We start from the raw sequence: 23,834 nt of genomic DNA, 5'->3' as shown, positions 1-23,834 counted from the left end.
GAAAGCGGACCGAACCGCACGATCAGGACGTAGCCGGAGCGTCCGGATCCGAAACGGAGGCATGGCGCCCGCGGTGGTGACTGCCGCCGTCGGCACCCCCGCGATGGTCGCCGTCAGAGTCCCCCTCGCGCTCGGCCCGCTCCAGAGCCCGCCGTTCACGCCGCCCCTCCAGCAGCCGGTACAACACCGGAACCAGGATCAGCGTCAGCGCGGTTGAGGAAATCAGCCCGCCCACGACGACGATAGCCAGCGGCTGCGAGATGAAACCACCCTCGCCCGTCAGGCCCAACGCCATGGGTGTCAGCGCGAAAATCGTCGCCAGCGCAGTCATCAGGATCGGCCGCAGACGCTGCCGGGCGCCATGGGTGATCGCGTCCGCGACGGACATCCCCGGTGAGCCATCGTGTGGCCGACGGTACTGGTTGATCAGGTCGATCAGCACAATCGCGTTGGTGACGACAATCCCGACGAGCATCAGCATGCCGATCAGCGAGGGCAGCCCGAGCGGAACCTGGGTCACCAGCAGCAGCGCGATGGCACCCGTCGCGGCGAAAGGCACCGACACGAGCAGAATCAGCGGCTGCGCGAGCGACTTGAAGGTGGCCACCATGATCACGTAGACAATCGCGACGGCGGCGAGCAGCGCCAGGCCCAGTTGTGCGAACGACTCCGCCTGTTCCGTCGTCGCACCGCCCAGTGTCGCCGTCGTCCCCGCCGGCAGGTCCGCCGAATCCACGCGTTCCTGGATTTCCGTGCTGAGTGCACCCAGGTTGTCGTTGGCTGGAGTGATCGATACACGTGCGGTGCGTTGGCCGTCGGAACTTGTGATGGTGGTCGGGATTTCGACTTCCCGGACCTCGGCGACGCTGGTCAGGGCGATCGGACCGGAGGCGGTGGGCAGCTGGAGGTTCCGGAGTTCGTCGACACTGTCGAATTCGCGTCCCTCGCCGATCAGCACCGGATAGTTATCGGTCTCGATGCGCACCGTTCCGGCGGGCAGCGGACTGACGGTGGAAGCGAGCAGCCCGGAAATCTGCTCCTCGTTCAGGCCGGCTTCGGCGGCAGCGGCGCGGTCCACGTTCACCTGCACCACCGGCTGCGAGGAGGACAAATTGCTGCTGATCTCGCCTGCCCCATCGACTCCGGTGACAGAGTCGACGACGGCGTCTGTCGCCGCGCGCAGGTCGTCGGCGTTGGAGGCGGTGATGTCGACGTCGATATTGCTTGCCGTGCCGAAGCCACCCCGCGCCGCGGACACGGTGATATCGCCGGGGACCTCATTCTCCAGGTTCTGCCGGACCCTGTCCTGCAATGCAGGCTGGTCTGCTTCCGGATCGGTGATGACGGTGAAATTCGCCTCCGAGGCGCCACCGGAAACCTGGGCGGCAAATCCGCCGGTGGCGTTGCCGATCGTCACCTGCACCTCTCTGATGCCGGTGGTCTCGGCGAGAACATCCTCCACATCCGCGGCCGCTTCCGACGTCGTCTCCAGACTTGTCCCCGGCGGCAATGCCTGCGTGATGCCGAAACTGTTCTGCCCGGAATCGCCCAACAGGTTCGTCTGCAGCAGGGGAGTCATCGCCAGCGTTCCGCCCAGCACCAGCACGCCCGCGATCAGGGTAATAACGGGGTGCTTCTGCGTCTTGCCCAGGACAGGCAGGTAGCCGCGCTGCAGCCAGGATTTCCGTTCCCGCTGCTCGGCTGCGGTGCGCACTTGGGCCGGATCGACGTCGTGCCGGGGGCTTTTCAGGAACCAGTAGGCGAGCACGGGAACGATGGTGAGCGCGACGGCGAGCGACCCGAGCAGCGCAATGGTGACAGTCAGCGCGAACGGCCGGAACAGCTCGCCCGCCAGGTCCCCGACGAACGCGATCGGCAGGAACACGGCGACGGTGGTCAGCGTCGAGGCGGTGATGGCGCCGGCGACTTCGCGGATGGCGGTGAGGATGGCGTGCCGCTTTTCCTCGCCGTAGCTCAGGTGACGCTTGATGTTTTCGATCACCACAATCGAGTCATCCACCACCCGGCCGATCGAGATGGTCAGCGCGCCCAGCGTGATGATGTTCAGCGAATACCCGAATGTGTAAAGCCCGATGAACGTCACCAGCAGCGACAGCGGGATTGAGATCGCGGTGACCAGGGTGGAGCGCACGGAAAGCAGGAAAACCAGGATGACGACGACGGCGAACGCCAGACCCAGCAGGCCCTCGGTGGTCAGGTCGTCGATGGACTGCTCGATGAACGGAGCCTGGTCGAAAATCGTGGTGAATTCGGCTCCGGATCCGAGCTCCGCTTCGAGCTGCGGGAGCATGTCCGTGATGGCATGCGAAATAGCCACCGTGTCGCCGTCGGGCTTCTTCGTGACGGAGAGGGCGAGGGTTTCTTCGCCGTTGGTGCGGGTGATCGAGGTGGCTTCGTCGTCGACAATGTCTACGCTCGCGACGTCGCCGATCGTCACGACGCCGGAGGCCGACTCAGTCTGGCCAGGCACTGAACCATCGCCAGGGAAACCTTGGCCGCCGGCGGCAGTGCCCGGGTCGTCCGCACCGGCGTCGCCGCTTTGCAGGGGGAGCGAGCGGATGGCCTCGAGGGAGTCGAGCGGACTGCCGATTTGCACGGTGAGGGACTTGTCGCCCTCTTCGATCGTGCCCACCGGCACCAGTTCACCGCTGTTCTCCAACGCCTCGCGAATATCGGTAACGGCCAATCCAGTGGCGGCGAGGCCGTCGTCGTCGGGCAGGATTTCGATGTGCTGGGTGGCACCGCCGGTGACTTCAGCGCTGCGTACGCCTTCGATTTTCTGCAGTGCAGGCACTGTTAGGCGTTCCAGATCCGATTTCAGCTGGCTGAGCGATTCGTTGGACGAGACTGCCATAAACAGGATCGGGAAGTCGCTGATACTTCCGGCAAGCGGCTGGGGGTCGACGTCGTCGGGCAGTTCCCGTCCGGCGTTGGAGATGGCGCGGTCGACCTGGCTGCGGGCGCGGTCAAGATTGGTCCCGTAGGCGAAAGTCAGGTTGATGGTGGAGACGCCGGTGCGGGAGGTGGCGCTGGAGGATTCGAGTCCTTCAACGGCCTGCAGGGCGCTTTCGAGCGGTTCGCTGACCTGCTCGTCGACGACCTGGGGCGAGGCACCTGGCATAGAGCTAATGACGGTGACCTGCGGGAACTCCAGGGACGGGATGAGCTCCTGCTTCAGCGAGCCCATGGAGATCACGCCGAACACCGCGACGAAAACGGTGATCAGCGCGATCAGCGCCCGGTTAGCGAGCGATAGTTTCGCCAATCGGAACATGGAAGTCTTTCAGGAGGACTTGAGCTGAGGGCTAGAGCTGAAGGACCTTGGCGGTTTCGGACATGATTTCACGGGCCAGTTGTGGGTTCTCGTTCAGCTTCACGCCGTAGCCGGGGATCATTTCCTTGAGCTTGGGCTGCCAGGACGCGGCCTGCTGCGGGAAGCAACGTTCCAGCATCTCGAACATGATCGGCGCCGCAGTGGAAGCTCCGGGGGAGGCACCGAGCAGGGCACCGATGGATCCATCCGCGGACGTGATCATCTCCGTGCCGAACTGCAGGATGCCGCCCTTCTTGGGGTGCTTCTTGATCACCTGCACACGCTGGCCTGCGGTGATCAACTCCCAGGCGTCGCCGTTGGCCTGCGGGTAGTAATCCTTCAGGCCCTCGTCTTTGGACTCACGGCTCTTGAGTACTTCCGTGATCAGGTACTTGGTCAGGTCCATGTTGTCTTTGCCGACCGCGAGCATGGGAATCAGGTTGCTGGGCCGCAAGGACAACGGAAGGTCGAGCAGGGAACCGCGCTTGAGGAACTTGGTGGAGAAGCCGGCGTAGGGACCGAAGAGCAGGGACCGCTTGCCATTGACGAACCTGGTGTCCAGGTGCGGAACAGACATCGGCGGTGCTCCGACGGAGGCCTGGCCGTAGACTTTGGCGTTGTGCTGATTGACGATCTCTTCATTACCGCAGCGCAGGAACTGCCCGCCGACCGGGAAACCGCCGAAGCCTTTGCCCTCGGGAATGCCGGTCTGCTGCAGCAGATGCAGGGCACCGCCGCCGGCGCCGATGAAGACGAAACGTGCCCGGACGGTGGTTTCCTCGTCGGTTGCCCGGTCCTTGACCGAGACTTCCCAGCGGCCATCCGTTCCCCGGGCGACGTCGGTGACATCCGTGCCGAAGTTGAGGTCGACGTCGTTCTTCTCCATGAAGCCGGTCAACTCACGGGTCAGGGAGCCGAAGTCAATGTCGGTTCCGCCTGCCACCCGGGATGCGGCGACGCGCTGCTGCGGATCACGGCCGCCCATCACCAGCGGGGTCCATTCCGCCAGCTTGGCGTGGTCTTCCGAGTGCTCCATCGTCTCGAACAGCGGCTGTGGCTTCAGCGCATCGTACCGGCGGCGCAGATAGTCGGCCGGGCCATCGCCCCAGACGAAGCTCATGTGCGGAATCGGATTGATGAATTTGCGGGGCGCGCCGATGTGGCCACCCGCGACCATGTGCGACCAGAACTGGCGGGAGACCTGGAACTGTTCGTTGATCTTGATCGCCTTGGCGGGGTCGACCGAACCGTCGGCTGACGCAGGGCTGTAATTCAGCTCGCAGAGGGCGGAGTGTCCGGTGCCGGCGTTGTTCCAGGGGTCCGAGCTTTCCATCCCTGCCCGGTCCAGGCGCTCGTACAACGAAATATCCCAACCCGGTTCCAGTTGCCGGATAATGGAGCCCAACGTGGCGCTCATGATGCCGCCGCCAATAAGAACGACGTCGGCAGTTTTGGTGTGTTTCACAGCATGGGTCCTGGCAGTCAAATTCTTCTCCAATGGCACGGCGCTAGCCTAATGAGCGTACCGCGCAGGCCGCCCGATCCATAAATTCGCCACCGCCCTGACGGCTGGCTATTCGACCAGGACGATGTCGTTAAAGACTTCATCCAGAACCGGGCTGACCGGGTAGCTTTCCACCCGCGGCGAGAGCGCGAGTGCCGAAATGGGATAGGCAAGCGGAACGGCCGGTATCCCGTCGGCGACTGCTTCCTGGATCTCCTTGTAGGCCTCCACCCGTTCTTCGCCGATGGGCAGCTTGCGCGCCCGGTCGATCATGCTGAACAACTGGGGGTTGGAGAAACCGAACTCCTCCGTTTCGGCCCGGAACAGCGGACTGACGAAATTGTCCGGGTCCCGGTAGCTTCCACTCCAGCCGAGGAGGTGGAGCCCGTGCGGCCCGTCCGACTGAACCTTTTGCAGGTAGCCGTCCGACCACTCAATCGGGACAGGTTCCAGATTGAATCCCGCTGCGGTGAGCTGGCGGCTGAGCTTGGCGTAGACCTTTTCCGGGCTGGGCAAATAGGCGCGGGTGACGTCCAGCGGATAGTAGAACGGGATTTCTTCACCGTCGTAGCTGGACTCTTCCAAAAGTGCCTTGGCCTCCTGCAAGTCGTATTCGTACGACGGCGATTCGGCGGCCTGCATGTCGAAAATCTGCGGCAGGAAGCTGTGGGCCGTTTCGGTGCCGTCGATAAACAAATCCTCAACGATGGCCTGCTTATCCACCGCATGGGCCATGGCTTCCCGGACCAGCGGGTCATCGAGGGGTTCGTAACCCTGGTTGATACCCATGTACAAAACGGAGAACGGGTCCCTGAGCAGCACCTTCATGCCGGCACGGGTCAGCGGTTCGAAATTGTCGACGGTAACCAGATCGTAGCCGTCGACGCGCCCGTCCTTGAGGGCTTCAAGCCGGAGTGCCGGGTCGGAGATCGTCGTGAAGATGACTTTCCGGACCTGGCCGCGGTCCCCCCAGTAACCCGGATAAGACTCAAGCACGACGTCGTCGCCCGCCCAGGATTCGAGGGTGAAAGGCCCGGTACCGACCGGATGCATCGCATATCTGGAAAGTTTCCGGGCCCCGCGTTTTTCGCTCAAGACGTCGGCTTCCTTGGCTTTGAGCGCAGTGGGGGAGGAGATGCCGAACGCGGGCATGGTGAGCGCGCGGATGAGGCCGGTATAGCGCTCGTCGAGTTCAATGCTGACCCGCAGGGGACCGTCCACGATGCAGTCCTGATAGATAGACAGTTCGGGCGTGTCGGCAAAGCCTTTGAAGACTGTTTGGAACTGCAGCCCGGCCCGTTCGTCCCGCACCCGTTCCGGAAGAGTGAACCAGCGCTCAAAATTGGCGCAGACCGCCTCGGCGTTGAATTCGGTGCCGTCGTGGAAGGTGACGCCTTCGCGGAGTTCGAACGTATAGGAGAGCCCGTCGTCGTCTTGGCTCCAGCTGGTGGCCAGGTTCGGGATGGGCCCTCCGGTGACCGGGTCCACTCCAACGAGGGTTTCGAGGACCTGGCGGGTGACGCGGTACGACTCCGCATCGACTTCCAATGCTGGATCCAGTCCGGCAGGCCGGGCGGCCGTGGCAAACGTAAAGGTGGTGTCGACTTCGGGTGCTGAGCTGCCGGAACCGGTGATGGTGGCAGGGCCGCGGCTTCCGCCCGGGGCCGGCGGATCGACGGGAGGTGTGCAGGCAGCGAGGGACAATGCTGTACCGACGACGGCGACCTTCAGCAGTGCGCGTTGCCACACCGTTCGTCGCACTGTGTTATCACCTCGTCTGCCCCCAAATCCTCGACTCTTTAGTGTAAAGGACGGCGGCTCGATGACGTGGAGGAGCGGACGCCCCGGCCCCCTGCCTGAAACGTCCGCCCCATTGTCCCTGATCAATAAGAGGAGTCGATTCAGGGAGTCTCACTACATACCCGCCACAGATATGTAGTAAAGGTACTTCGGAGCCTTGGCTCAACCGGATGGGTTGGACAGGAAAAGTTTCTGGTTGGTGCGCGAGGCGGGACTTGAACCCGCACGTCCGAAGACACCAGAACCTAAATCTGGCGTGTATACCAATTTCACCACTCGCGCATTGGCAAAAACCGGAACGATTTCGTCGCGGTTGAATGCCAGACCCCAGTCTACCCGTTTGGACAGAGCAGCCAGGATCAGAAAATGGGCCTCCGGAGCCAGAGAGATAACCGGTTCCGGAAGACGGCCGATAGGTGCGGCTGACCGGTCAGTCCAGCTTGAGGTCCCGCCGCAGTTTTTCGACGTGTCCCTTGGCTTTCACGTTGTACTGCGCCAACGCAACCTTGCCATCGCCGTCGACCACTACGGTCGAACGGATCAGGCCTTCGTAAACTTTTCCATAGTTCTTCTTTTCGCCCCAGGCGCCCCAAGCTTCCGCGACAGAATGGTCTTCGTCCGACAGGAGCGGGAAATTCAAGGACTGTTCCTCCACGAATTTCGCGATCTTCTTCTCCGGGTCCGGTGATATGCCTAGCACGGTATATCCTGCGGACTTCAACGAATTCAGGTTGTCCCGGAAGTCACAGGCCTCAGTCGTGCAACCTGGCGTGGAGGCTGCGGGGTAGAAATAAACGACGACGTTGCTGCCGCGGAAATCCGGGAGGGACACGGTCTGACCGGTCGAATCATTCAGTGTGAATTCGGGTGCTGCATCGCCTGTGGAAAGTCGGTCGCTCATAGTTCTCCCTGCGGTCGGATTCGGCTGTGCCAGGAACTCAATCCAAATAAATATAAGGTTACTTAGCAGTTTTGGGCGATTTAGGCCCTCTTGCGGGTTATAGTGGCAAGTATGCCAGATATGGAATTGTGGCCTACAGGCCGCCTTCTCTCGACCGCAGCGCGTCTTGTTGAGCATGCGTGGAACGAGCAGCTGGCAAGCATCGGGGTCACCCACGCTGGGGTAATTGCTCTGGAAGTGCTTGCCGGCCACGGCACGATGACGCAGGCTCAGCTTGCCCAAATCGTGCATGTGCAGGCTCAGACCATGGGCAAAACTTTATCGCGCCTCGAAACCTACGGGCACATTGAACGTGTGCGCAGCAGCCAGGACAGACGCAGCCACCAGGTGTCGATCACTGATCATGGGCGATCGGTGCTCGGTTCGGCGCAGCACCTTGAAAAGTCACTCGTTCCGGGTGGCCAGCTCTCATCGGACGATCTGAGGGGCAAGTTGCAGGCCGTTATCAAGTCGTTGGCTGACTCCCGCTGGGACCTCAACTCGGACAAAGGTGTCGAAGAGGCCGTCAAGCATGCCGCTCCGGTGGCGGGAACTCCACCCGAGTTGGAGGAAAGCGCCAAGAAGAAGCTGGCGGAGGAACTTCCGGCGGATTCTCCACCAGAGAATGACGACGAACTTGGTGTTCTTAAGCAAAAGAACGGGACCACCGGCCACAACGAGTCCTAAGCCACTCACCGCCGTCGTGTGTGGAAAAAAGAAAGACCGTCCGACCGGGCATAACGCCTGGTCAGACGGTCTTTTTCGCTGTGCGCCCCCCGGGACTCGAACCCGGAACCCATTGATTAAGAGTCAATTGCTCTGCCAATTGAGCTAGAGGCGCATCTCGTTCCGCAATCCAATTTCCGGCGTGAGCCAGGCTGATGAATTGCGGCAACGACAAGTAACACTAGCAGGAATTTTCCCCGGGAGGGAAATCGGTTTGAGCAGGTGTGATCAACGTCCCTCGACACGGAGAATCCGCTGATTTTCCGCCCCGTCGGTGACGACCCACAACGCGCCTGCCGGGCCAGTGATGACATCCCGGAGCCGTCCATATTCGTCCCGGAAGTGGCTGATCGGGTTCCCCGCGGCGCCGTCGTTCAGCGGGACTTCCCACAGCCGTTGTCCACGCAAACCACCAATGTAGGCAATGTCGTCGACTATGGTCATCCCGCTGGGGGATGACGTGGCCGTTGAAGGCCACACCACCTGCGCATCGACGAATCCCTCAACACCGGGTGCTCCGGTGACGTCCGGCCAGCCGTAATTGTTTCCGGGTTCAATCAGGTTCAGCTCGTCATCGATGTCAGGACCGAATTCACTGGCCCACAGCCGCCCAGCGGAGTCCCATGCGAGTCCCTGCACATTGCGGTGTCCGAGACTGTAGACCGGATTGTCGCCGTACGGATTTCCTTCCGCCGGTTCGCCGTCGGGGGAGAGCCGCAGGATTTTGCCGGCCAGCGAATCCTCGTCCTGTGCTTCGTTCTGCAGAGTGGCATCGCCGGTGCCGGCATACAGCATTCCATCCGGACCGAACTTGATCCGGCCGCCGTTGTGGATGAACGACTTTGGGATGCCGTCCAGCAGCACTTCCTGCTCACCGAGTCCGCCGTCCGCACCTGTCCCGTCGTACTTCATCCGGACGATCCGGTTGTCGTTGGCGCTCGTGTAATACGCGTAGAGGTAGCGGTCCTGCTCGAAGGTGGGGGCAACCGCGATGCCGAGCAGGCCGCCTTCGCCGCCGGGCTGAACGTTGGCCACTGTTCCGACCATGCTGGCTACGCCGTCGTCGATGAGCTTAATGGCGGCGGTATCGCGCTCGGAGAGCAAGACCGTTCCGTTCGGCAGGAGTGCCATCGACCACGGCGAGCTGAGCCCATCGACTACCGTGCCGGTGACTGTCAGCTGACCGGCCAGGACACCGGTGCCGGTTTCGGGCGGGGTGTTTTCTGATGATCCGGGAGTGGAAGGAACTTGTGCGCCGCCGTCGCCGTTCGAGGACGCCGAACCGGTGCTTTCGGGTGCGTTGGGCGCGATCGGATCCGGCGAGCTGCAGCCGGAGAGCACGACGACGGCGATGGCCGCGGCGGCGAGCCAGCTCCGCCGTCGTGCCGGCAGGGGATTAGGGCGTTCCCTTGTCCCGGTCAGAGTCATTCCCGTTCTCCTGCGCGTCCTGCCTGGTCTGGCGGCGGGTACTAGGGGGAGTGGGGTCCTCTACTGCCGCATCATCGCCTTCGCCGAGGTTATGTGAACCGAGACTGTGGTGTCCGCGCTCGGTCTTTGGTCCGCCGATATTGCTCGAACCCATGCTGTCGTAATCCGGATCTCCCGGTTGATCTTCACCGATATTGGCTGAGCCAAGGCTGTCATCGTCCCGGTCGCCCGGGAGGTCTTCGCCGAGGTTGTGCCGGCCCATCGCGTTGTGTTCATCCTCCTGCCCGGCAGCTGGCACAGCACCCCGTCCGGCGGTATCGTCGACGGTTCCGTCAGCGGCCGTGGTGTGGCGTGAGCCGCGGTCCGGCGCGGTGGGGCGGTCGACAGGGTCAGACGAAGCGGTCTGCCAGCGCTCGTCATTGGCAGTGGCGGCATTGGTATCCCGCTCTGCTCCGGCTGCGGTTACTGAGCCAGCGGCGCCGGCTCCGGCTGTGCCGGCTGCGGGAGTGTTGCTTACCGGTGGTCCGGCCTCGACAATCGGTTCATTGGCACCGGACCCTGGCTGATTTCCCGGATGGCGCTGTTCAGGCGAGTTGCCACCCGAAGCCGGACCGGAATTCTTCCGCAGCATCCATACAACAATCGACACCACCGCAATGATTACGAGAATCCAGATAATCCACTCCATGACAAAAGCCCTTCTGTTGGGTCCGGCGTAATTGCCTTAACCCTGAACCTACGACCCAGCAGGGTTCATGTCCAGACCTTCCGCGCTTGAGACGCCGGATTCAGCGGTTCCCGCCGCCGTGGTTAAAGTAGCTGTTATGGCACTGAGCGAACAGATCATAAAGACCGTTACATTTCCCGACCGGGAATTGCTGGAAGCGGTTCGGCCGCTGCCTGAAGGAATGCGCGCCGCTGTTTGGGATTTGCAGAATCAGCCCGAAGATGTGGCGCTCGAGGAAATTGACGCCGTCGTACTTCCTTATATGGGGGCAAAGAATTTGGACGCCCTCGCCACCGCGCCGAACCTGAAATTGGTGCACACACAGACGACTGGTTACGACGGCGTTCCGCAGGCTGTCGGCGAGGATGTCGCCGTTGCCAGTGCCGCCGGAGTGCACGCGGCGTCGACGGCGGAGCTGGCCGTTGCGCTGATGCTCGCTTCGCTGCGCGGCATCGATACCGCGGTTAAAGATCAGGCCGAGTCGCGCTGGAACCCGCAGCGGTGGCTTTCACTGGCGGACAGGAAAGTGCTGTTGGTCGGTGTGGGCGGCATTGGGCAGGAGATCGCGAAACGGCTGGAACCGTTCGAGGTTGAACTGACACGGGTTGGCAGCACGGCGAGGGACGACGACGGCGGTCACGTCCATGGCGCGGACGAACTCGTGGAGCTGGCAGGGAAGACCGAAGTCATGGTTGTCATTACGCCGCTGTCGAAGGCGACGCATCAATTGATCAGCGCCGAGGTGCTGGCGGCCATGCCGGATGGTGCACTGGTTGTAAACGTGGCCCGCGGGGCAGTGGTGGATTCGGAGGCGCTGACCGCTGAGGTGTTATCCGGCAGGTTGCGGGCGGCTCTTGACGTATTCGATCCGGAACCAATCCCGGAGGATCACCCGCTGTGGAAGGCCGAAGGCGCCCTGATTACTCCCCACAATGGAGGCAATACATCGGCCTTCTCACCGCGGATCGTGAAGTTGTTGAAATCGCAGTTCGGCCAACTGGCCAGCGGGCAGGGTTTGGAGAATCTGGTGCGTCCCGGGCCCTTTGCCTGACCGTTTCGCTAGCCGGCAGCCCCGATCATGAAGAGGATGGATGCGATACCGAAACCGATAAGTCCGATGATCGTCTCCATCACGGTCCAGGTCTTCAACGTGGTTTTCACATCCATCTCGAAGAACTTGCCGACCAGCCAGAATCCGGAGTCGTTGACATGGCTGAGCATGACCGAACCGGCACTGAGCGCGAGCACGACAGCGACGATCTGGAGGGCGCTGTAGTCTCCGCCCGCCAACAGGGGCTGCATCAGGGCCGCCGAGGTAACCAAGGCGACAGTGGCCGATCCCTGGGCGACGCGTATGAGTGTGGAGACTACGAAGCCGGCCACAATCACCGGCAATCCGATGTTCTCCAGCGAACCGGCCAGGGCATCGCCAACACCACTGGTGACGAGAACTCCACCGAACATTCCGCCTGCACCGGTAATCAGGATGATCGCACAAATCGGGCCGAGTGAAGAGTCAAGCAGTTTCTCGATCGTTTCCCTGTTGCGGCCACGGCGCGTTCCCAGCACATACATTGCAACCAGCACCGCGATCAGCAATGCGACCGGGGTGGCGCCAAGTGTCGACAGCACACCTACCCAGTTGGCTTCCTCGTTCACGATGCCGGAGGTTCCCAGCGTGTCGAGGACCGTGTTGAAAGTGATCAGAAGGATCGGCAGCAACAGGATCAGCACCACGGTCATTGCCTTGGGCGGGTTGTCGTCGTGCGGGGCTTCCTTACCGCCGCTGATGAAATCAGGAACCGCCACGTCAATGCGCTTACCCGTCCAGATACCAAACAAGTAGCTGCTGAGATACCAGGTCGGGAGGGCGACAACGAGACCCACCAGCAACAGGATACCCACGTTGGCGTCCAGCAGTCCGGCCGCGGCGACAGGACCGGGGTGAGGCGGAACGTAGACGTGCATAACGGAGAATGCACCTGCCGCGGGAAGCCCATAGAGCAGGAGGCTTCCACCGAGCCTGCGAGCAACGGCGAAGACTACCGGCAGCATGACTACCAGACCGGCGTCGAAGAAGACCGGGAAACCGAAGATCAGGGAGGCAACGCCGAGGGCCAACGGCGCCCGTTTTTCACCAAACTTTCCCAGCAGGGTCTCGGCGAGTATCTGGGCACCACCACTGACCTCAACCATCCGGCCGAGCATGACACCCAGGCCGACCAGCAACGCGACGCTGGCTATGGTGTCCGCGAAACCGAATATCAGCACATCGACGATGCTGCTGGGCGGGATGCCGGTGACGAAGGCCGTAATCAAGCTGACCAGGATGAGCGCGACGAACGCGTGCATCCGCACCTTCATGATCAGGAACAGCAGCAGGGCTACTGCTGCGGCAGCGATCAGGAGCAGCGGTGCTGTCCCCAACGCCTGCGTCCAGTTTTCGATTTCCATACCTGTTTCCTTTGCCGCATTGTGTGCTTCTGGCTGATGGAGTTGGTGTTGGTTGTAGTCGTTGGGTTAAAGAGGGGAGTCAGGGTCCGCCGGCTGACGCCTGTGAATCGAGGTTCAGCTCTTTAAGGACTTTCGCGACGATCTCGTCGGGAGTGTTAGAGACGTCGGCCTTCACCCCGGCCTCCTCGGGGGCGAGTTCCTCCAACGTGTCGAACTGGGATTGCAGCAGGGACTTCGGCATGAAATGACCGCTGCGGCCTTCCATCCGCTCGGCAATCAGATCGATAGGACCGGTCAGCTCGATGAAAATCACCTTCGCGCTGGTTTCACGCAGCACGTCGCGGTAGACCCGTTTGAGAGCCGAACAAGTCACGACAGAGTTCTGCTCTTTGTCCTCCTGTTCGGAAAGATGATCACGGATGCTCCGAAGCCATGGCCACCGGTCCTCGTCGGTCAGGGGGATGCCGCGGGTCATCTTGTCGATGTTGGCAGGCTGATGAAACTCGTCGGCTTCGAAAGTGGCCCAGCCCAGCCGTTCGCCGAGCAATTCAGCAACGGTGGTCTTGCCGGTCCCGGATGGACCCATAACTACGAGTGCGGTCGTCTTTGGGCCTCCAGCCATGGGGCTCCCTCCGTTGGGCGTGCTTCTCTTGAGTAGTATCACCACATGAGAGAGGCCCGCAATGGGACGCGCAGGCGTTGTGGATAAAAGGGAAACTCAGGCCATTGCCACGAAAGCGGTCATGAAGGCTACGAAGTCCTCGTGATCCTCGCGCTGGTCGACGGTGTGCTCTGCTTCCGACGACGGTATGCCGCCGTACGGCTCGACGCCGAACCGGAATGTCTTGCCGGTGCTGGTGCCGACCTCGTAGTCACCGTCGGCCAATTCGAAGGCGTGGGACAGATTGGTCATATTGATTTCTGTCGGATCCCCGCCTGGGGTCAGTGTCCTGCCGTTAAACGGTGCGACGACGATTTCAGCCGGTTGCCACCGGTAACCGACAACGTAGTACTTGGGCGCACGCCCGCCGTGCGATTCCTTTCCGTTGTCTCCGGAGCGCTCGTTTGAGGCATAGACCAGGTTGTAATCCCCGTAATTGGGTATCTGGCTGTCAAAAATTCCGCGCAGGGCATCCTTGAATTCGTCGCTGGATGTCATTTCTTAGCAAACCTCGATTGCCCGGCCGCCTGTGAGCCGGAGCAATTGCTGATAGTCGGTGGGAAAGACGGTGTTCGGATGGCCAGCGGCTGCCCAGATTTCCGGGTACTGCTCCAGCGTACGGTCCACGAAGGTACGGACTGGAGCCGGATGGCCCAGCGGCGCAACGCCCCCAATCGGTTGCCCGGTCGCCTGGCGGACCACATCCGCACTTGCGCGCTTAAGCCTACCGCCCAGCTGCCGTCCGACCATTTCCGTATCCACACGGTGGCTGCCGGAGGTCATGATCAGCACCGGCTCGCCGTCGAGGGTGAAGACCAATGAATTGGCGATGGCGCCGACGTCGACCCCCTGCGCAGCCGCTGCGAGGGCGGCGGTGTGGACCCGGTCCGGCAGGATGGTGATGTCTGTGTGGTGCCCGGCTGCTTCGAGCGCCGCCACGACCTTCCGCACATTCCGGTGCTGGGAAGCTGGCGGCTGCACGGTTTCGTCCGGGTCGGAGTTGCTCATGAAGCCAGTCTATGAAAAAAGCGCCGTGCACTCCGCGGATATTACCCGGGGAGTACCGGCGCTGTAGTCAGCTAATTGGTGTCAGCCGCCGGGCGGAGGTGCATCCTCACGCCCGCAATACGTCAGAAGCGGGGGCGAAGGGTCTCGGCCTGCACAGGGCTGGCGGGAGCGTCGGTGTTGTCCCAGTTGGGGTAGACCGGAGAGGGCTGGAGCATGCGGTCGGCACGCAGGAAGGCGAAGATGCGGTACACGGCAACGGCGAGGGCGAGGATAGTCAGGATCGGGAGAATCAGTGCGGCAGTCATAGGTTAAGTGTCGGAAGTTCTTATGTTTAGCACAAGCTCACTTAACTTATCCTATTGTGTAGGATAGCTACATGGATCTCCGCCGCCTGCGCATTCTCAGGGAACTTGCCGACCGGGGCACTGTCGGTGCCACGGCCGACGCGATGAACATCACAGCTTCGGCCGTCTCCCAGCAGCTGAAAGTGCTGCAGGAAGAGGTCGGTATTGCCCTTGTCGAGCGTGAGGGCAGAGGCGTCAAACTCACCGAAGCCGGACTCGCCATGGCCGCGGCAGCCTCTGAAGTTTCGACGGCGATGGAGCGGGCCCAGGCGACGGTCGACTTCTACCGCAAGGGTTGGCAGACGCAGATCCGGGCCGCATTCTTTCCCAGTTCGGCGGAGATGTTCCTGCCGGGGCTCCTGCACCGGATCAAGGAGATCGAAGGACTGCAGTTCGACGCTTTCCATCAGGATCCGATGGTTGCCGGTTTCGTGCCTCTGACGGCGGATTATGACTTCGTGGTGGCCCACAGCGGGCTGGGGTCGGATGTCTTCGCCCAGCCCGGCGTCGTCGTCGTTCCATTGCTGCGTGAACCTCTGGATGTGGCGATGCCGACGTCGCACCCACTGGCGGAAAAATCAAGGCTGACGCCTGAGGACATTGTCGATTACACTTGGATCGGCGTTCCGCACGGTTACCCGTTTGACGCGATTCTGTCGCAGGTGGAGGCAAAGACCGGCCGGCTCGCTACTAGATCGCAGCGTTACCCCGACCTTCGCGTGATGGAGGCGTTGGTCAGCGCGGGACATGGGCTGGCCTTCCTGCCCCGATATACGGCGTTGGCCAGTGGTGGCCGCGGCTATGTGCTCCGGCCCCTGGAAGGTGTAAAAGCAGGACGCAGTATCGTCGCGCTGGCACGGACCGACGTCGCCGAGCGCACCACCGTCCGGCAGGTGCTCGGCATGCTCAAACGCGTCGCGCGGAACGTGGCTGACGACGTCGAAATGGTGGAAAACTGACAACTTTAATAGCTCCACAGGGCCGCCCAGGATTTATTATGTAGCTGTGACCTGTTGGCATTCCGCCCGCAGGCACGACCGGGCCATAGGGAGCAAACCATGGGTTGGACGAGCAGGATTAAAAGCGCTGCAGACAAGTACGCGGGCAAAGGAAAAGGCGCTACCGGGCATACGACCGGTCGTGGCGTGGGACGAACTCCGGGTACGGGAGGCCCCACGGGCGCAGGACGCACCAGCGGCTTCGGCGGTATGAAACCACGCGGTGCCGGCGGGAGCACGCACGGCGAAACGGGCGGCATCGGCGGAAAGATTAAGCGTGCCCTGAAGAAGAGATGACCGGCGGGCCGGCTATGGGCGACCGTGGCCGGCAGGCTGGGTTGGCGGCTGCCTGAGGCGGAAATAGTTCACAGGGGCGAAATATTCTGTCCCGATTCGAAGGCTGTCGGAGCGTCGGCGTAGTCTTTGAATCATGAGCGTGGATATCAAACCCAGAAGCCGGCAAGTCACAGATGGTATGGAACGCGCGCCAGCACGAGGCATGCTGCGCGCCGTCGGAATGGGGGATGAGGATTTCGCCAAGCCGCAGATTGGTGTGGCGAGTTCCTGGAACGAAATTACGCCCTGCAATCTTTCCCTCGACCGCCTGGCCCAGGGCGCCAAAGAAGGCGTGCATGCCAATGGCGGATTCCCGATGCAGTTCGGCACCATTTCGGTCTCGGACGGCATTTCCATGGGACATGAGGGCATGCACTTTTCCCTGGTCTCCCGTGAGGTGATTGCGGACTCCGTCGAGACGGTGATGCAGGCCGAGCGGATTGACGGCTCGGTGCTGCTCGCCGGCTGCGACAAGTCCCTGCCCGGCATGCTGATGGCTGCCGCCCGGCTGGATCTGGCGAGCGTCTTCCTTTACGCCGGTTCCATCATGCCTGGCTATGCCAAGCTGGAGGACGGTTCGGAAAAGCAGGTCACGCTGATCGACGCCTTCGAGGCCGTCGGTGCATGCGCCCGCGGCAAGATGAGCCGCAAGGACCTGGACACGATCGAAAGGGCCATCTGCCCGGGCGAAGGAGCCTGCGGCGGAATGTACACGGCCAACACGATGGCCTGCGTCGGCGAGGCGCTCGGCATGTCCCTGCCCGGTTCGGCTGCTCCGCCATCGGCAGACCGCCGCCGCGACCTTTTCGCCCGCCGGTCCGGCGAGGCCGTCGTCGAATTGCTCCGCCTCGGCATTACCGCCCGGGACATCATGACCCGCAAGGCATTCGAGAACGCGATCGCCGTCGTCATGGCCTTCGGCGGCTCCACCAACGCCGTGCTGCACCTGCTCGCCATTGCACGCGAGGCTGAGGTCGACCTCACGCTGGATGACTTCAACCGGATCGGCGACAAGATTCCGCACCTCGGTGACCTGAAGCCGTTTGGCCAGTATGTAATGACCGACGTCGACCAGGTCGGGGGAGTGCCGGTCGTCATGCGTGCGCTGCTCGACGCCGGACTGCTGCACGGCGATGCGCTCACCGTCACCGGCAAGACCCTGGCGGAGAACCTCGAGGCCATCAACCCACCGGACCTGGATGGAAAAATCCTGCGTTCCATGGACAACCCGCTTCACCACAATGGTGGCGTGGCCGTGCTGAAGGGCTCACTGGCACCCGACGGTGCTGTCGTGAAGACCGCCGGATTCGACGCTGAAGTGTTTGAGGGCCCGGCGCGGGTGTTCGAGCGGGAGCAGCCGGCGATGGCCGCGCTGGAGGCCGGCGAGATCAATCCCGGCGATGTCATTGTGATCCGCTACGAAGGCCCCAAGGGCGGTCCGGGCATGCGGGAAATGCTCGCGATCACCGGCGCCATTAAAGGCGCGGGTCTGGGCAAGGACGTTCTACTGCTCACCGATGGACGCTTCTCCGGCGGAACGACCGGACTGTGTATCGGCCACGTTGCACCCGAAGCGGTCGACGGCGGGCCGATTTCCCTGGTCCGCGATGGCGACAACATCCGTGTGGACATTGCCAACCGCAGCATCGACCTGGATGTGGACGAGGCTGAGTTGACCAAGCGCCGTGTTGGTTGGGAACCGGTCCCGCACATTTACCACAAGGGTGTGCTCGCCAAGTACGCGAAGCTGGTGCACTCTGCAGCCGAAGGCGCGTACTGCGGCTGACCTTCCGATGTCGGTCGCAGGCGGCCGACTGGCAGTTGACGGCAGCGGCACCCACTGGTGGTGCCGCCGTCGTCGCCGTTGCAGTGGACTGAAACCCGGCGTAACAGCCGTGGACGGTAAGTCCATATAATGAGACGAGGAAGTCTCCCGGTTTGACAGCCGGCGTTGGGGACGGAAAACTACTGATATGCAGTTCGTATCCGTAGTACTTCTTACCAAGCGCGTGACGTAGGCCAACACCTACCGCCTGGTAACACTTCGTTACGCGCTTACCCCCGATGCCGGCCACCGGCTGAGGGGTTTTTTTGTATCCAAATGAAGATCCACGCCGGCCCCGCACCGCCTGAGGCGCCCGGGACCGGTACCGCGAGATGATCCGCAAAGGAAGAGTCTGATGAGTAAAGGTTCGCCTATCAGCCCAACGCTGATGGCCTCGAAAGCTCCGGCCGCAGCCGGTGCCGTGACGAAAAAGGCGGCCGCGAAGGTCGTCAGTGCAACTCACTCGGCCTCTCCCGTCCCGGGCCCGAACAATTCCGTCGAGGCCATCGGGATGAGCGGCTCGCAGGCGATTGTCCGCTCACTGGAGGAGCTCGGTGTCGACGACGTCTTCGGACTGCCAGGCGGGGCGATCCTCCCCACCTACGACCCGCTGATGGATTCGGACCGGATCAACCACATCCTGGTCCGGCATGAGCAGGGCGCCGGGCACGCTGCGCAAGGCTATGCCATGGTGACCGGCCGCCCCGGTGTCTGCATCGCCACTTCCGGGCCGGGCGCGACGAACCTGGTGACGGCGATTGCCGATGCGCACATGGATTCGGTTCCGATGGTTGCCATCACCGGCCAGGTCGCCAGCAGCGTGATCGGCACGGACGCGTTCCAGGAAGCCGACATCGTCGGAATCACCATGCCGATCACCAAGCACTCCTACCTGGTCACCGATCCGCAGGACATTCCGCGTGTGATGGCAGAGGCATTCCACTTGGCCTCCACAGGCCGGCCCGGCCCGGTGCTGGTCGACGTCGCCAAGGACGCCCAGGTTGGGCCGATGACGTTCTCCTGGCCACCGAAGATCGACCTGCCAGGCTACCGGCCCACCGTCAAGGGCCACCCCAAGCAGATCCGCGAAGCTGCCCGACTGATTGCCTCGGCGCAGCGGCCGGTGCTCTATGTCGGCGGCGGTGTGGTCAAGGCGCATGGTTCGGCTGAATTGATGGAGCTGGCGGAAGTGACCGGCGCGCCGGTGACCACGACGTTGACCGCCCGCGGCGCGTTCCCCGACTCGCATGAACAACACGTCGGAATGCCGGGTATGCACGGATCGGTTTCCGCCGTCACCGCGCTTCAGCAGGCAGACCTGTTGGTCACCCTCGGTGCCCGTTTTGATGACCGCGTCACCGGTGTGCTCTCCTCCTTTGCACCCAATGCCAAGGTGATTCATGCCGACGTCGACCCCGCCGAAATCTCCAAGAACCGGAACGCCGATGTGCCGATTGTTGGTTCGCTGAAGGAAATCCTGCCGGACCTGTCGAAGGCCGTCGCGGAGGAATTCGAGAAGACCGGCCAGCCTGATCTCGCTCCGTGGTGGTCCCAGCTGAACCGGCTGCGCGATACCTATCCGCTCGGCTGGACCGATCCCGAAGACGGGCTTTCCTCGCCGGAAAACGTGATCAAGCAGGTCGGTGCGCTGACCGGACCGGAAGGCGTCTACGTCGCCGGCGTCGGGCAGCACCAGATGTGGGCGGCGCAGTTCATCAAGTACGAGCGCCCGCATGCCTGGCTGAACTCCGCCGGCCTGGGAACCATGGGCTACTCGATTCCGGCCGCGATGGGCGCGAAGGTCGGCAATCCCGACCGGACCGTCTGGGCCATCGACGGCGACGGCTGCTTCCAGATGACCAATCAGGAACTGGCCACCTGCGCGATCAACAACATCCCGATCAAGGTCGCCATCATCAACAACTCCTCGCTGGGCATGGTCCGGCAGTGGCAGACGCTGTTCTACGAGGGCCGCTACTCCAACACGGACCTGAACACCGGACATAACACGCGCCGGATCCCGGACTTCGTGAAGCTCGCCGAGGCGTACGGCTGTGCCGGACTGCGCTGCGAACGCGATGAGGACATTGAAGCGACGATCAAGCAGGCACTCGAGATCAACGACCGTCCCGTCGTCGTCGATTTTGTGGTCAGCCCGAATTCGATGGTGTGGCCGATGGTTCCCGCCGGTGTGAGCAATGACCTGATCCAGATTGCACGGAACATGACCCCCCAGTGGGAAGAGGAGGACAGAGCATGAACCGCCATACGCTTTCCGTGCTCGTAGAAGACAAGCCCGGCGTCCTGACCCGCGTTGCCGGTTTATTCGCCCGCCGTGCCTTCAACATCCATTCTTTGGCCGTCGGCCCCACCGAGATCACGGGCATGTCCCGGATCACCGTGGTGGTCGACGCCGAGGGCGACCTGCTCGAACAGGTCACCAAACAGTTGAACAAGCTCATCAACGTCATCAAGATTGTTGAGCTTGCCTCAGATGCTTCCGTGCAGCGCGACCACATCATGGTCAAGGTCCGCGCGGATGCCACCACCAGGCTGCAGGTCACCCAGGCTGCAGATCTGTTCCGGGCCTCAGTGATCGATGTGTCCACCGACTCGTTGATCATCGAGGCCACCGGCGTCGCCGAAAAGCTCAGTGCACTGCTGGCAGTGCTGGAGCCCTTTGGCATCCGCGAAATTGTTCAATCCGGGACACTGGCCATCGGCCGGGGTGCGAAGTCGATGAGCGACCGCGCCCTCCGTTCCGCGTAATCAACCAAAAAGAACTACCCTGAAGGCGGCCGGAATTTCGCCGGCTGCACACTATCCGGGGCAGATATTAGGAGATATTTAAGTGGCTGACATTTTGTACGACGACGACGCAGACCTTTCGATCATCCAGGACCGCCATGTCGCCGTGATTGGCTATGGCAGCCAGGGCCATGCGCATGCCCTCAGCCTGCGCGACTCCGGAGTGGACGTCCGCGTCGGGCTCCGCGAAGGTTCCAAGTCCCGCGCGAAGGCCGAGGCAGAGGGCCTGCGCGTCGTCTCCGTGGCGGAGGCCGTGGAGGAAGCCAACCTGATCATGATCCTCACCCCGGACCAGGACCAGCGCAAGGTCTACGCCGAGCACATCGAGCCGAACATCGCCGCCGGTGACGCCCTGTTTTTCGCGCACGGCTTCAACATCCGCTTTGGCTACATCCAGCCGCCGTCCGACGTCGACGTCGCCCTGGTTGCGCCGAAGGGACCGGGCCACATTGTGCGCCGCGAGTTCGAAGCCGGCCGCGGCGTGCCGGACCTGATCGCCGTCGAGCAGGACGCTTCCGGAAAGGCCTGGGACCTTGCTCTGTCCTACGCGAAGGCCATCGGCGGAACCCGCGCCGGCGTCATCAAGACCACCTTCACCGAAGAAACCGAGACGGACCTCTTCGGCGAGCAGGCGGTTCTGTGTGGCGGTACCTCACAGCTCGTCCAGTACGGCTTCGAGACGCTGACCGAGGCCGGCTACAAGCCCGAGGTAGCCTACTTCGAGGTGCTGCATGAGCTGAAGCTGATCGTCGACCTGATGGTTGAGGGCGGTATCAACAAGCAGCGTTGGAGCGTTTCCGACACGGCCGAATACGGCGACTACGTCTCCGGTCCGCGCGTGATCGACCCGTCGGTGAAGGAGAACATGAAGGCTGTGCTGTCCGACATCCAGGACGGCTCCTTCGCCAAGCGCTTCATCGATGACCAGGACGCCGGTGCTCCGGAGTTCAAGCAGCTGCGCGAGAAGGGCGAGGGCCACCCGATCGAATCGACCGGCCGCGAGCTGCGCAAGCTGTTCTCCTGGATCAAGACCAGCGACGACTACACCGAGGGCTCCGTCGCCCGCTAAGTCCTTTGGGATTGGTGGAAGACCGCGTTGAGCGGACTTCCACCCTCTATCGGAATCTATCCAGCAGTAGATGCACTTTTCAGCCGCGAATCGTGCATCTACTGCTGACTCCATTGCGTACCACCCGGATATGAGCTTACGTTCCACCGTGATGTGAGCTCCGTACCACTCCCGAATTAGCCGAGCAACCGCCTGAGGAACCCTGTGCCAACAGCCAACGCCACCCGTCCCGTCGTCCTGATCGCCGAAGAACTCTCACCTGCCACCGTTGAGGCGCTCGGTCCCGACTTCGAAATACGCCAGACGGACGGCGCGGACCGTTCACAGCTCCTCGCAGCCATTGGCGACGCCGATGCCATCCTGGTCCGTTCAGCGACGAAGGTCGACGCGGAAGCCATTGCGGCTGCCAGGAACCTCAAGGTCATCGCCCGCGCCGGCGTCGGCCTCGACAACGTTGATATCAAGGCCGCAACCCATGCCGGCGTCATGGTGGTCAACGCGCCGACGTCGAACATTGTGTCCGCCGCGGAACTTACCGTTGGGCACATCCTCAGCCTCGCCCGGCACATCCCGCAGGCCAGCTCCGCTCTGAAGAACGGTGAATGGAAGCGGTCCAAATACACCGGCACCGAGCTGTATGAGAAGAAGATCGGGATCATCGGCCTCGGCCGTATTGGCGCGCTCATTGCGGCCCGGCTGCAGGCGTTCGAGACCACCATTCTGGCCTACGATCCCTACGTGACGTCGGCCCGTGCCGCGCAGTTGGGCGTTCAGCTGGTGACCCTCGACGAGCTGCTCGAGCAGAGCGATTTCATCTCCATCCACATGCCGAAGACCCCGGAAACGGTAGGCATGATCGGCGCGGAGGCGTTCGACAAGATGAAGGACACCGCCTACGTCGTCAACGTCGCCCGCGGTGGGCTGATCGATGAGGATGAGCTGCACAAGGCGCTGAACGAGAGCAAGATCGCCGGCGCCGCCGTCGACGTCTTCGTGAACGAGCCGAGCACCGACCTTCCGTTCTTCGAGCACGACAACGTCATCGTCACCCCGCACCTGGGCGCATCCACCGCCGAGGCGCAGGAGAAAGCCGGCGTTTCCGTCGCGAAGTCCGTCCGGCTGGCCCTGGCCGGAGAGCTGGTGCCGGACGCGGTCAACGTGGCCGGCGGCATTATCGCCCCTGACGTCCGCCCCGGCATTCCGTTGATCGAGAAGCTCGGCCGGATTTTCACCGCCCTCACCCACGACTCGGTGACCCAGATCGACGTCGAGGTGGCCGGCGAAATCGTCGAGTTCGACGTGAAGTCGCTCGAACTGGCCGCGCTCAAGGGTGTGTTCAAGGACGTCGTTTCCGAACAGGTTTCCTACGTCAACGCGCCAGTGCTGGCCGAACAGCGGGGCATCACCACCCGGCTGATCACCACCCCGGATTCGCCCGAGTACCGCAACGTCCTCACCATCCGCGGCGCGCTCTCCGACGGCTCGCAGATTTCCGTGGCGGGCACGCTTACCGGCCCCAAGCAGATCGAAAAGATCGTCAACGTCAACGGCTACGACGTCGAAATCCCCATCAGCGAGCACCTGCTGTTGATCGCGTACCAGGACCGCCCCGGCGTCATCGGCACGCTCGGCCGCATCCTGGGGGAGAACGGGACCAACATTGCCAGCATGCAGGTTTCCCGGAACGACGACGGCGGCGCGGTGATGTGCCTGCTGACCGTTGACAGCGCGGTTTCGCAGGAGGTTCTCGAAAGCATCCGCGATGAAATCGGAGCCAGTGCCGCCCGCGAGGTCGATCTGGCCGAGTAAGCCGTTCGGCCGGGGAGTAGTTTAGGGTCAATTCTTCAGATCCGTGGACTATATCCCGCTCTT

The 23,834-nt window shown here is 62.5% G+C and carries 19 protein-coding genes and 2 tRNA genes; 8 read left to right on the top strand and 13 right to left on the bottom strand.

Going from position 1 to position 23,834, the window contains the following annotated elements; all coding sequences use genetic code 11:
• Positions 1-22 precede the first annotated feature (22 nt).
• The 5 genes from ACX80B_RS02225 to bcp form a co-directional block, all read right to left on the bottom strand.
• A complete protein-coding gene (locus ACX80B_RS02225) occupies positions 23-3,295 on the bottom strand; it encodes an efflux RND transporter permease subunit (RefSeq protein ID WP_459292568.1) in 3,273 nt (1,090 codons plus the stop codon).
• Positions 3,296-3,326: 31 nt separating this feature from the next.
• Complete coding sequence (locus ACX80B_RS02220) at positions 3,327-4,799, bottom strand: malate:quinone oxidoreductase (RefSeq protein WP_459292566.1); 1,473 nt, start codon at positions 4,797-4,799, stop codon at positions 3,327-3,329.
• A gap of 108 nt (positions 4,800-4,907) precedes the next feature.
• Complete coding sequence (locus ACX80B_RS02215; protein WP_459292564.1) at positions 4,908-6,599, bottom strand: ABC transporter substrate-binding protein; 1,692 nt, start codon at positions 6,597-6,599, stop codon at positions 4,908-4,910.
• A gap of 236 nt (positions 6,600-6,835) precedes the next feature.
• Positions 6,836-6,920 (bottom strand) — tRNA-Leu (locus tag ACX80B_RS02210).
• 148 nt (positions 6,921-7,068) lie between these two features.
• Positions 7,069-7,539: a thioredoxin-dependent thiol peroxidase gene (gene bcp / locus ACX80B_RS02205; RefSeq protein WP_459292562.1), complete on the bottom strand. Its 471-nt coding sequence runs from the start codon at positions 7,537-7,539 to the stop codon at positions 7,069-7,071.
• A 111-nt stretch (positions 7,540-7,650) separates the two neighbouring features.
• On the opposite strand from bcp, the gene ACX80B_RS02200 reads away from it, so the two are divergent.
• Positions 7,651-8,265, top strand: a complete 615-nt coding sequence (locus tag ACX80B_RS02200; protein ID WP_459292560.1) for a MarR family winged helix-turn-helix transcriptional regulator — start codon at positions 7,651-7,653, stop codon at positions 8,263-8,265.
• Between the two features lie 81 nt (positions 8,266-8,346).
• Here ACX80B_RS02200 and ACX80B_RS02195 read toward each other — a convergent pair.
• The 3 genes from ACX80B_RS02195 to ACX80B_RS02185 form a co-directional block, all read right to left on the bottom strand.
• Positions 8,347-8,419 (bottom strand) — tRNA-Lys (locus tag ACX80B_RS02195).
• A gap of 113 nt (positions 8,420-8,532) precedes the next feature.
• Entirely contained in the window at positions 8,533-9,732 is a 1,200-nt protein-coding gene (locus tag ACX80B_RS02190) for a PQQ-dependent sugar dehydrogenase (protein ID WP_459292558.1), read from the bottom strand.
• Positions 9,701-10,420: a hypothetical protein gene (locus ACX80B_RS02185; RefSeq protein WP_459292556.1), complete on the bottom strand. Its 720-nt coding sequence runs from the start codon at positions 10,418-10,420 to the stop codon at positions 9,701-9,703. The genes ACX80B_RS02190 and ACX80B_RS02185 overlap by 32 nt, the downstream gene beginning before the upstream one ends.
• A 136-nt stretch (positions 10,421-10,556) precedes the next feature.
• On the opposite strand from ACX80B_RS02185, the gene ACX80B_RS02180 reads away from it, so the two are divergent.
• Positions 10,557-11,510 (top strand): 2-hydroxyacid dehydrogenase, encoded by a 954-nt coding sequence (locus ACX80B_RS02180; protein WP_459292863.1) that lies wholly within the window; start codon positions 10,557-10,559, stop codon positions 11,508-11,510.
• 8 nt (positions 11,511-11,518) lie between these two features.
• Here the strand turns inward: ACX80B_RS02180 and ACX80B_RS02175 are convergent, their stop codons facing one another.
• The 5 genes from ACX80B_RS02175 to ACX80B_RS02155 form a co-directional block, all read right to left on the bottom strand.
• Positions 11,519-12,913 (bottom strand): GntP family permease, encoded by a 1,395-nt coding sequence (locus tag ACX80B_RS02175; protein WP_459292554.1) that lies wholly within the window; start codon positions 12,911-12,913, stop codon positions 11,519-11,521.
• Positions 12,914-12,992: 79 nt separating this feature from the next.
• Positions 12,993-13,535, bottom strand: a complete 543-nt coding sequence (locus ACX80B_RS02170) for a gluconokinase (protein ID WP_459292553.1) — start codon at positions 13,533-13,535, stop codon at positions 12,993-12,995.
• 96 nt (positions 13,536-13,631) lie between these two features.
• Positions 13,632-14,072, bottom strand: a complete 441-nt coding sequence (locus ACX80B_RS02165) for a hypothetical protein (RefSeq protein ID WP_459292551.1) — start codon at positions 14,070-14,072, stop codon at positions 13,632-13,634.
• Positions 14,073-14,075: 3 nt separating this feature from the next.
• Positions 14,076-14,582, bottom strand: coding sequence for a YbaK/EbsC family protein (locus ACX80B_RS02160; RefSeq protein WP_459292549.1), 507 nt, complete (start codon positions 14,580-14,582; stop codon positions 14,076-14,078).
• Between the two features lie 122 nt (positions 14,583-14,704).
• Positions 14,705-14,887 carry a hypothetical protein gene (locus tag ACX80B_RS02155; RefSeq protein WP_459292547.1) on the bottom strand — a complete coding sequence of 61 codons (183 nt, stop codon included), beginning with the start codon at positions 14,885-14,887 and terminating at the stop codon, positions 14,705-14,707.
• A 71-nt stretch (positions 14,888-14,958) separates the two neighbouring features.
• Between ACX80B_RS02155 and ACX80B_RS02150 the strand changes: the two genes are divergently transcribed.
• The 6 genes from ACX80B_RS02150 (at position 14,959) to serA (ending at position 23,771) form a co-directional block, all read left to right on the top strand.
• Positions 14,959-15,885 (top strand): LysR family transcriptional regulator, encoded by a 927-nt coding sequence (locus ACX80B_RS02150; protein WP_459292545.1) that lies wholly within the window; start codon positions 14,959-14,961, stop codon positions 15,883-15,885.
• Positions 15,886-16,354: 469 nt separating this feature from the next.
• A complete protein-coding gene (gene ilvD, locus ACX80B_RS02145) occupies positions 16,355-18,046 on the top strand; it encodes a dihydroxy-acid dehydratase (protein ID WP_459292543.1) in 1,692 nt (563 codons plus the stop codon).
• Positions 18,047-18,440: 394 nt separating this feature from the next.
• Positions 18,441-20,345, top strand: a complete 1,905-nt coding sequence (locus ACX80B_RS02140; protein ID WP_459292541.1) for an acetolactate synthase large subunit — start codon at positions 18,441-18,443, stop codon at positions 20,343-20,345.
• Complete coding sequence (gene ilvN / locus ACX80B_RS02135) at positions 20,342-20,854, top strand: acetolactate synthase small subunit (protein ID WP_459292539.1); 513 nt, start codon at positions 20,342-20,344, stop codon at positions 20,852-20,854. Before ACX80B_RS02140 ends, ilvN begins: the two co-directional genes overlap by 4 nt.
• A gap of 82 nt (positions 20,855-20,936) precedes the next feature.
• Positions 20,937-21,962, top strand: a complete 1,026-nt coding sequence (ilvC, locus tag ACX80B_RS02130; RefSeq protein ID WP_459292537.1) for a ketol-acid reductoisomerase — start codon at positions 20,937-20,939, stop codon at positions 21,960-21,962.
• A 204-nt stretch (positions 21,963-22,166) separates the two neighbouring features.
• A complete protein-coding gene (gene serA / locus ACX80B_RS02125) occupies positions 22,167-23,771 on the top strand; it encodes a phosphoglycerate dehydrogenase (protein ID WP_459292535.1) in 1,605 nt (534 codons plus the stop codon).
• Positions 23,772-23,834: the final 63 nt, after the last annotated feature.

Source organism: Arthrobacter monumenti (genome assembly GCF_054511255.1).
The sequence above is the reverse complement of the archived record's forward strand: the minus strand, read 5'-3'. Positions and strand labels throughout refer to the sequence as shown.